The following is a 9,016-nucleotide window of genomic DNA, read 5'->3' as shown; positions in this document are numbered from 1 at the left end:
TTATGATGATGTATCCACTAAAACAAGGATTGAAACAGCTCTTTAACAAAAAGGAGGTATAAATGGCAGAAAGTTATGATGATGTATCCACTAAAACAAGGATTGAAACGCGCACCGACTAACCGACGCACAAGTCGCTTACATGTTATGATGATGTATCCACTAAAACAAGGATTGAAACATGATGAGGCATGGAATCTGTGCGCCCTTTTGTGTCTGTTATGATGATGTATCCACTAAAACAAGGATTGAAACGAGCCGGTGCGGACGAGCAGGAGCATTCCGAAGTGTTATGATGATGTATCCACTAAAACAAGGATTGAAACATAATATCGGAGTGATTCATCTTCGGAAAAATGGAGAGTTATGATGATGTATCCACTAAAACAAGGATTGAAACACCCGTTCAGCAAAAATGCCGTATAAACTATTTAAAAGTTATGATGATGTATCCACTAAAACAAGGATTGAAACATTAGGTTATCCCGGCACCTAATTTTTATCATTCAAAGTTATGATGATGTATCCACTAAAACAAGGATTGAAACTCTTGTTTTATTATACTATCGAGAAAACCCGTCATTGTTATGATGATGTATCCACTAAAACAAGGATTGAAACCAACCAGTCATCCTCATCATCGGCAACTGGTGGATGGTTATGATGATGTATCCACTAAAACAAGGATTGAAACCGATACTTATGGTTTGGCAGGTGTGGCACACTGATGTTATGATGATGTATCCACTAAAACAAGGATTGAAACCAGAGCACAACAACGGAACACATCCGCTTATACCAGGTTATGATGATGTATCCACTAAAACAAGGATTGAAACAGCGCAGTTTGAAAAAACTGGACAAAAAGACGGTGTTATGATGATGTATCCACTAAAACAAGGATTGAAACACACCGTCTATTTCGGCAAAGCCAATCGTATCGTCGGGTTATGATGATGTATCCACTAAAACAAGGATTGAAACTACAATGCGCCAGATTTGTTGCGTCGTCAGCCGTTCGTTATGATGATGTATCCACTAAAACAAGGATTGAAACCTTAGATGTTGCCAAATGAAACTTGCCGCGCAATGTTGTTATGATGATGTATCCACTAAAACAAGGATTGAAACTCCGGCAAGTAAAATTTATTCGTGCCCGTTCTAACGAGTTATGATGATGTATCCACTAAAACAAGGATTGAAACACATTACCAAGATATAAAAACGCTTGGGATAATCGTTATGATGATGTATCCACTAAAACAAGGATGGGAGAAGTGAGTAAGAGCAGAAGTGCGGTAGTGCAGAAGTGTCCTGTGAAAAGAGGGTTTGGTTTCTGCTCTTCTGCGCTGTTTACTTCTGCGCTCGGGCGTCATCCACCAAAACAAGGATGAGAGAAGTGAATAAGAGCAGAAGCGCGGTAGAGGAGATGGGGTTGACAGGGGAAAGTTGGCGCGTAGAATTTAGGTAAATAAACAGGAGGTATTATGAAGAAGGCGTTAGTGTTGATGGCGCTGCTATTCGCGGTGTCCGCTGGATACCAGCGGGTGGTGGTGCTGGAAGAGGCGTATAGCGAAGGTTGAGGCTCCTGCAATCCTGCCAGCGGTCGGCTGGACCAGATTTGTAATGACTATGCCGGTTATGTAGTGGCGGTGGAGTGGCATGTCTCATCTTCCTATCCGCTTTACTCTTCTGAGGGTCGGGCGAAGTGGTTTATGTATCCGCCGCCTTATCAGGGTAGTTATGCAACGCCGTGGCTGTGGGTTGATGGACGCCAGCGCGGGTATAACTACAATCTGTGGGCAAGTTATGTTGCGTCACAGATTTCGGTTCCCACACCGGTGCAGATTACCCTGGTCGGCAGTTATGACCAGTCAAGCCGGAACGGAACAATTAAGGCGCTGATTCAGAACGACTCAACCGCTGACATTTCCGCCCGGGTTTCGGTGGTGATTACCGAGGACTCCTGCTATTATTTAGGACCGAATGGCGACCCGTGGCACAATCATGTTTGCCGGGATTATATCCCGAATCAGTACGGTACGGTGTTGACCATTCCGGCAGGCGGAGTTGATTCGGTTGAGCAGCCGTTTACCATCGCCAGTACCTGGAATGAGGAGAAGTGTAAGGTGGTGGTTTATGCCCAGAGCACAACGATGGTGCCGGCAGACTCGTCTTATCCCGTTTTTCAGGGTGCCGAGGTACGGGTTCTGGACCTGGTGGGTGTGAAGGAGGAGAAGCCGGCGCGCGTTGAGGTGCGCTCTTTGCAGGTAACACCCAATCCGTGTAGGGGCAGGGCAACGATTCGGTTTACTACCACCAGCCCGGCTCCTTATGAGGTTGCGGTGCTGTCTGCGGATGGCAGGCTGGTGGAAAGGTTTGTCGGTGTTGCCGAGGGCGAGACCGGTCTGAAGTTGAAGAACAACCTTACCGCCGGCGTGTATCTGTATCGGGTGACCGTTGCGGGCAAGAGCCACACCGGTAAACTGGTGGTTTCGGAGTAGCGGCAAGGTCGCCGAGTTTGCGGGGCAGGTTTCTGCCCCGCTTTTTGTTTTAATGGTAGAAGAGGCGAAGGTTGGTGAATATCATCACCATCTGGTACTGGTCCGCAGCGGTGATGATGGTTTCGTCGCGGGTTGAGCCACCAGGCTGGATGACATAGCGGACATTGGAACGGGCAGCACGGTCAAGGTTGTCGCGGAAGGGGATGAAGCCGTCCGAAGCAAGGCAGATACCGTCAAACTTTGCGAGCCATTCCTGTTTTTCCTGCGGGGTGAAGGGTTGGGGCGGTTCGGCAAGGAGGTTAAGGAAGGGCTGGATTTCTTCCGGGGTGGCGGTTTCTTCGAGGAGGATGTCAATGGCGGTCGCCTTATCCGCACGGCTTGTGCCTTTTTTGAACTTGAGGTTGAGGATGCGAGGGTGAAGGCGTAAGAACCATTTGTCGGCTTTGGCGCAGGCGAGCCGGGTGCAGTGGATGCGAGACTGTTGACCGGCACCAACACCGACAACCTGGCCATCGTAGGTTAAGACGATGGAGTTGGACTGGGTGTATTTGAGGGTGATGAGAGCAAGGAGGAGGTCAAGTTTTAGTGTGTCGGGGATGTGCTTTTTCTCGGTGACGACATTTTTCAGCAGGGTTTCGTCAATTGGTGCGTTGTTGCGTTCCTGTTCAAGAAAGATGCCAAAGAGCTGGCGGATTTCAATGGGCGGCGGGTTGTAATCGGGGTCAATCTGGAGGATGGGGTATTTGCCGTTTTTCTTCTGTTTGAGGATGGCGAGCGCCTCGGGTTCGTAACCGGGTGCGATACAGCCGTCCGAAACTTCGCTGGCTAAGAGCTGGGCGGTGGTGATGTCAACCGGGTCGGAAAATGCTGCCCAGTCGCCAAAGGTTGCCATGCGGTCGGCACCACGGGCGCGGGCATAAGCAGCAGCAAGGGGCGAAAGTTCAAAGTCCGGGGCAAAGAGCGACTTTTTGAGGTCGGATGAGAGCGGTTTGCCGATTGCGGCGCCAGCCGGACTGGTGTGTTTGAAACTGGCAGCAGCCGGAACACAGGCAAGTTGCTTTAACTCGCGGACGAGTTGCCAGGAGTTGAGGGCGTCGATGATGTTGATGTAACTGGGGTCACCGTTGACGATTTTGAGCGGCAGTTTGCCTTCGGGCAGGAAGATGCGCGCCGATTTCTGATGGGGGTTGGTTCCATAGCGAAGTCTGATTTCGTCCAAGGTAATAAGTTATTAAAAATTAAAGCGGGTGTCAAATCGGTTTAAGTTATGGACAGGGTCCGGCGTTTGGGAGAGAAAAGGAGCGCAACGCCAAATATGAGACTGGCGATGCAGATGATTGCGGCGCCGGTGGGGAGGTTGAACAGGTAGGAGAGCAGTAAGCCGATAAGGCAGGCGCTGACCGAAAACAGGACCGAGAGAAAGTACATCGTACGCAAACGGTAGGTGAGTTGATAGGCGGCAGATGCCGGGCTGACAACGAGGCTGAATACGAGTAAGCCACCAACGGTGTTGAGGTTGACCGTAACCGCAATGCCGGTCAAAAGAATCAGGGCAAAGAAGATTGCCTTTTCCGGAACACCAACCGCGCGGGCGATTTCGCGGTTGAAGAGCACCGCCCGGATTTCTTTGGCAAAAGCAAAAAGGAAGCCAAGGACAGCAAGGCAGAGAACACCGAGGATAACGATGTCGCGCCGGGAGACAAGTAAAATGTTGCCCCAGATGAATTTGAACGCTTCGGTGCGCGGTCCTTTTAAAAGCCCGATACCAAGGAAGGCGAGTCCGAGCATCAGGGAGAATATCACACCCAAAGCCACGCCGGGTTCAAAGTCCGCCTTTTCCGCGATGGGTCCGATTAAGAGGGTGGTGAGCAGGCAGAAAAGCAGGGCGGTCAGAAGCGGGTCGATACCTAAAAGCAGTCCGGCGATGGCACCGGCAAATGCCGCATGGGACATTGCGACACCAACAAACGGAATGTTTAAGAGCACAACCCAGACACCGATGATGCCGCAAACGGTGCCACCGAGGAGCGCGGCAAGCAGAGGGCGGGAAAACAGTTGCCACTCAACCATTGCCAAACACCTTTTGCTGCCATTCGGGTTTTAGCGCCTCAGCGCGCGGACCATCGAAGACAATTCGGGCGTCTTTCATCATAATCAGGCGCGGGCAAATCAAAGGCAGGTGCTCAAGGAGATGGGTGACCATCAAAATGGTGAGGTTATAGCGCTGATAGATGGTTGTCAGGAGGTTCTGGATTTCCTGGACCGAAGGTGGGTCAAGGTTGGCGGTGGGCTCGTCCAAAAGTAAGATTTTCGGTTCGGGCAGAAGCGCCCGTGCCAGCGCAACCTTTTGCATCTCACCGCCCGAAATCTGTCCCACGGGCCGATTGCGCAGATGGCTGATGCGGAACAGATTGAGCAGGTCGTTTGCCCGTTTTTGCTCATTTTCGCCAACTGGATGGAAAAGCCCGGCTTTGCCATAGGCACCGATCAGAACCGCATCCCAGACCGTAAAAGGCAGGCGCGGGTCGATGTGCAGTTGCTGGGGGACATAGCCGATGTGTGGACGCCAGCGCCGGATGTTGCGGTGGGTAACTTTTTCGCCGAACAGGTAAACCGTGCCGGCGTGCAGTCTGCCCAGACCGTTGATAACGGTCAGGAGGGTGGTTTTGCCCGCGCCGTTCGGGCCGATGATACCGACAAATTCACCGGCATTAACGGTAAGGGAGATGTTGTGCAGGGCGATATGCTCATAGTAACTGACCGTGACATCATTGACCGCAATTGCCGGCGGGTTCACTCGATAACTTTAAGCAGCAGGTTACCGTTTTCAAGCACGGTTTTGAGGTAGTCACCATCCAGCGGAAAGTTGGTGAGGGTGATGTGCCGGACCCCAGCCGCTTCGGCAAGCGGTTTGCCCGTATCTGGTCCGGACTGGAGGTTGTCAACAACCAAGCCGACACCGGAATCAACCATTACCTGAGCGAGATGGGAAAGTTCCCGGGCGGTTAGGTCTTCTGACCTGCCATAGGTGCCAACAACTTTGAATCCCAGCCACTGGAGGAATTCAGCCTGGTGTTCGCTGGCAAGTACCCGGGGCAGGTTCTTGTCGGCGAACATCGTTTGCAGGGTGCGTGCGACCGAGTCAATCCGGGCAAAATAGCGCTGGCGATTTTTGGTAAACAGGATGCTGTCCGCCGGTGCATTCTGGATAAGGAGTGCGGTCAGTTCTTCGGTCGCCTTTTTTTGAATGGGCGGTACCATCCAGTTGCCCCGGGTTTGCAGAGTTATCCAGTTTGCAGTCGGATTCCTGGTTTCCTGTTTCAGTTTTTCCATCCAGCCTTCCCAGCCGTGATAGAGAATGAGTTGTGCGTCCTGGGCAGCGGCAATCGCTTGGGGCGGAAGGTCAAAGTGGCCCGGACACATTCCTGCCGGTGCGATGGTTGTGACTTTGACCTTACCGTTACCGATGTTCTGAACAATCGTTGCGATGAGTACGGTTGACGCCACAACCTTCAGTTGCCGCTTTGGGCCAGAAGTGCGGCAGGCAGCAACAAGAAGGGCAAAAAGGATAAGTAAGGTGAGGATGCGTTTCACCGGTTAATCGTTAATGTCAATGCCTATTGTCCAGGAACGGCCCGGCATCTGATAAAGTCCGGCTGCATCGCCCGGCAAACTGGCGAAGGTCTGGTAGTTGCGGTTGAGAATGTTTTCTACCGTGGCAAAGATGTTAAGCTGGTTCAGGAGCCGATAGCGAATGCGCAGGTCGATGGTTTGATAGGAGGGAATGGGGCTTTTGCTGGAGTCCTCGGCGTAGTAGCGGCTTACCGCGTTGAGGAGTAGTGTGCCGGAAAATCTGCCCGGGTTGAGCGTGAGCGCCACATTCAGTTTTTGTCCGGGTCGGGCTTTAGTATGGACGCCAAAGTCGTTGATAGTTGCGGTGGTGCGCAGGCTGAATATCCGGTAGTTGAGTTCCAGCGCGGCTTCCACCCCTTTGAATTGGAACGCACCTTTGTTCTGGAACTTATCCGGCGGTGGTGGTGCGGGGTTGTCCGCAATTTCAATCAGGTTGTCACCTTTGAGGATGAAGCCGGCGATGTCCAGTTGTAAGAATGAGGCAATCTGCTGGTTCAAGCCCAGTTCGTAGTTCCAGGATATTTCCGGCAGAAGGTCGGGGTTTTTCGGTGGGAAGATGCTGGTGTAGTTGAAGGGCGGGAAGCGGAACCCTTTGTTGACATTGATGCGGAGCGCGGTGCCAAAGGGCGTTTTGCCCACAAGACCGAATTTGGGGGCAAAGGCGTTTCCTGAGATGTTGTCGCGGGCAAAACGGGCACCAGCGGTGGCAATGAGCGGTCCGATTGTCTGTTCATCGGCGATGAAGATATCAAACTGCGTCCGGGACCAGGATGGTTTGTTAGTGTCGGATTTTATCCAGGTGCCGCCGAGGTTTTTAACCTCAACTCCGCCCTGAAGGAGGTTGTTGAAGCCAAACCGGTGGTGAAGGTGCAAAAGGGCACCGTTGGTGTAGTCGGTTGAGTGCCAGCCGTCTTTGGGGTCAAACTTATGTTCGCCAAAGTTGCGATAAATTTTGACCATGCCGTTTATTTGGTGCCGGAGGTTCAGGGTTAAGTCAACACCGCCCCGGTCGTACTGATTCCAGCCGGTAGCAACTAATGTATCCGGGTCGGTGGCGCGCTTCGGTTCGTGTTTGACACCGGTGAAGTATTTGCCGCTGAAGTCCAAGCCGAACGCTGGAGCGAGGTCGTAACCGGCACGGAGCGTGATGTCGTTGCCGTTGTACTGGGAGTTGGGCAGATGGCCATGCGAAATATCTTTGGCAAAGGAGACAAGGGCGTTGAGTTGTTGCCATCTGGTACCAGCACTGAGGCGTGCCCCAACGGTTTGAAATGAGCCGTAAGAGAGCCGGGCGTTGAGCTCAAGCGGTTTTGTTGCTTTGCGGGTGATGATGTTGACGACGCCGCCCAGTGCGTCGGAGCCGTAGAGAGCCGAAAGTGGACCGCGCACCATTTCAATCCGTTCGACATTGTTCAAAGGCAGGGTATGGGTGACGGTGCAGCCGAACAGCGACATCTTTTCAGGCCGGCCATCGATTAAGACCGCAATCTGAGTTCCCTGACCGCCAACTCCGCGGATGTCGATGTCGGTTCTGCCGAACTGGCCTGTGCGCTGAATAAAAACACCGGGTAGCATAGCAAGGGCATCGGTGGCGGTGCGGGCACCCGAAGAGCGTAATTCCGCGCCGGTGACGACACTGACCGATGCGGCGATGTCGCGGATGTGATGAGGCACCCGTTCCGCGGTGATTACCACCTCGGGTAAAGTTAACACAATGGAATCGCTGGGTGCCGCATTTAGTACACCAAACGACAAACTGATAAACATAAACAACTGCTTCATTTTTTTGCCTCCGTTTTTCCTGGTAATCCTAATAGGATGAGACCGCCTTGCTCAACCCCTTTCAATGCCCGCATCTGGTCAGCAACCTGCTGAATCTCTTCTGCCTTGCCCCGCAGGATAAGGGCTTCAAGACAGTTGTGCTCGTCAAGATGGATGTGGATGGTTGTAACCACATCGGCAAAAAACTTATGGCCCAGACGGGTAAGTCGTTTACTTACCTCGCGGCGCTCATGATTGAACACAATAGCCAGGATGCCGAACGCCGGACCTTTACCCTGTTTTAGCTGTCGACTGGAGAGCCATTGCCGTGCCAGGTCGCGCAGCGCCTCAGACCGACATTCGTAACCGGCGAGCGCAATCTCACGGTCGAAACTTTTAAGCAGGTCCGGTTCAAACGAGACGCCGAACCGTTCGGCTTCGTTTCTTTTTCCCATCTAACGCCTCCGGTTAAGTAAGAGCGCCCCCAGCCAGATTAGAAGCACGGGGCAGAGCATCACGACGCCCAGAACGGCACCGTTTTTTATCAGACCGTCGGTTTGGGCTTCAAAAAAGGGACCGCCTTCATAACCGAGGATGCGGTCAACAAAAATCATCACTGTGGCGCCCCATAGCATCAGGCTCAAGAGTCCTAACTGAAACCGACCTTTAAACAACCGGTACAGAATGGTTGAAAGAACCGCAGCGATGAGGGTGGTGGTTAGCCAGTCCATCGTTTTGCTCCGGTGGCGGTTTTGATTGCTGCCCGGCTCGTAATCCAGACCATAACCAGCCACAGGAAAAAGATTGCCAGGGTCATTGTGCCGCCGACAGTAAGCATCTCTTTGAGCATAACGGGGATGTCATTGGAGTTTTTCATTGCGGTTAAAAATGGGGGATAAGGAATTACCTCTTGATGGGCGATGTGTTCAACCGCAAGCATTGCCACACCACCCCAGAGGAGCGAATTGAGCCACTCCGGGTGCAACCGTTCCGGGATTTTACGCCGCAGCACGGTTGTTGCCGTCGCAGCAGCGGCAGGAACGAGAAAACATGCCATATTTACTCCCTTCGTGTTACTTTTTTGGAAATAGTAGCACGAATAGATTGGCGGTCAAGAA

Annotated in this window: 9 protein-coding genes and 1 CRISPR repeat array; of the genes, 1 reads left to right on the top strand and 8 read right to left on the bottom strand. The window is 52.2% G+C overall.

Annotation, left to right across the window (positions count from 1 at the left end; genetic code table 11):
• Position 1: 1 nt before the first annotated feature.
• A CRISPR array of direct repeats spans positions 2 to 1,276; the repeat unit is 35 nt; unit sequence TATGATGATGTATCCACTAAAACAAGGATTGAAAC.
• A gap of 370 nt (positions 1,277 to 1,646) precedes the next feature.
• Positions 1,647 to 2,504: an Omp28-related outer membrane protein gene (locus HPY86_08585; protein NPV14967.1), complete on the top strand. Its 858-nt coding sequence runs from the start codon at positions 1,647 to 1,649 to the stop codon at positions 2,502 to 2,504.
• A 49-nt stretch (positions 2,505 to 2,553) separates the two neighbouring features.
• On the opposite strand, the gene HPY86_08580 is transcribed toward HPY86_08585, so the two are convergent.
• Genes HPY86_08580 through HPY86_08545 form a run of 8 tightly spaced genes read right to left on the bottom strand, consistent with a single transcriptional unit; the run spans position 2,554 to position 8,955 of the window.
• The gene (locus tag HPY86_08580; GenBank protein ID NPV14966.1) at positions 2,554 to 3,729 is read right to left on the bottom strand and encodes a phosphoribosylaminoimidazolecarboxamide formyltransferase; all 1,176 of its coding nucleotides are present in this window, start codon (positions 3,727 to 3,729) and stop codon (positions 2,554 to 2,556) included.
• 35 nt (positions 3,730 to 3,764) lie between these two features.
• A complete protein-coding gene (locus HPY86_08575; protein NPV14965.1) occupies positions 3,765 to 4,574 on the bottom strand; it encodes a metal ABC transporter permease in 810 nt (269 codons plus the stop codon).
• Positions 4,567 to 5,301, bottom strand: coding sequence for a metal ABC transporter ATP-binding protein (locus tag HPY86_08570; protein ID NPV14964.1), 735 nt, complete (start codon positions 5,299 to 5,301; stop codon positions 4,567 to 4,569). The genes HPY86_08575 and HPY86_08570 overlap by 8 nt, the downstream gene beginning before the upstream one ends.
• Positions 5,298 to 6,098 (bottom strand): zinc ABC transporter substrate-binding protein, encoded by an 801-nt coding sequence (locus tag HPY86_08565; protein ID NPV14963.1) that lies wholly within the window; start codon positions 6,096 to 6,098, stop codon positions 5,298 to 5,300. The genes HPY86_08570 and HPY86_08565 overlap by 4 nt, the downstream gene beginning before the upstream one ends.
• Positions 6,099 to 6,101: 3 nt before the next feature.
• The gene (locus tag HPY86_08560; GenBank protein ID NPV14962.1) at positions 6,102 to 7,919 is read right to left on the bottom strand and encodes a TonB-dependent receptor; all 1,818 of its coding nucleotides are present in this window, start codon (positions 7,917 to 7,919) and stop codon (positions 6,102 to 6,104) included.
• Positions 7,916 to 8,353, bottom strand: coding sequence for a nickel-responsive transcriptional regulator NikR (gene nikR / locus HPY86_08555; protein ID NPV14961.1), 438 nt, complete (start codon positions 8,351 to 8,353; stop codon positions 7,916 to 7,918). The genes HPY86_08560 and nikR overlap by 4 nt, the downstream gene beginning before the upstream one ends.
• Positions 8,354 to 8,629, bottom strand: a complete 276-nt coding sequence (locus HPY86_08550; protein ID NPV14960.1) for a hypothetical protein — start codon at positions 8,627 to 8,629, stop codon at positions 8,354 to 8,356.
• Positions 8,617 to 8,955, bottom strand: a complete 339-nt coding sequence (locus HPY86_08545) for a hypothetical protein (protein ID NPV14959.1) — start codon at positions 8,953 to 8,955, stop codon at positions 8,617 to 8,619. Before HPY86_08545 ends, HPY86_08550 begins: the two co-directional genes overlap by 13 nt.
• Positions 8,956 to 9,016 lie beyond the last annotated feature (61 nt).

It is taken from the genome of candidate division WOR-3 bacterium (genome assembly GCA_013177935.1).
In the GTDB taxonomy this organism is placed as follows: domain Bacteria; phylum Hydrothermota; class Tepidihabitantia; order Tepidihabitantales; family Tepidihabitantaceae; genus Tepidihabitans.
Note: the sequence above shows the minus strand (reverse complement) of the source record. Positions and strands in the feature narration are given on the sequence as shown.

Excerpts from the sequence above, each read along its gene's own strand:
- nikR (NPV14961.1), bottom strand. The coding sequence starts at position 8,353 with ATGGGAAAAAGAAACGAAGCCGAACGGTTCGGCGTCTCGTTTGAACCG.
- HPY86_08545 (NPV14959.1), bottom strand. The coding sequence starts at position 8,955 with ATGGCATGTTTTCTCGTTCCTGCCGCTGCTGCGACGGCAACAACCGTG.
- HPY86_08560 (NPV14962.1), bottom strand. The coding sequence starts at position 7,919 with ATGAAGCAGTTGTTTATGTTTATCAGTTTGTCGTTTGGTGTACTAAAT.
- HPY86_08550 (NPV14960.1), bottom strand. The coding sequence starts at position 8,629 with ATGGACTGGCTAACCACCACCCTCATCGCTGCGGTTCTTTCAACCATT.
- HPY86_08575 (NPV14965.1), bottom strand. The coding sequence starts at position 4,574 with ATGGTTGAGTGGCAACTGTTTTCCCGCCCTCTGCTTGCCGCGCTCCTC.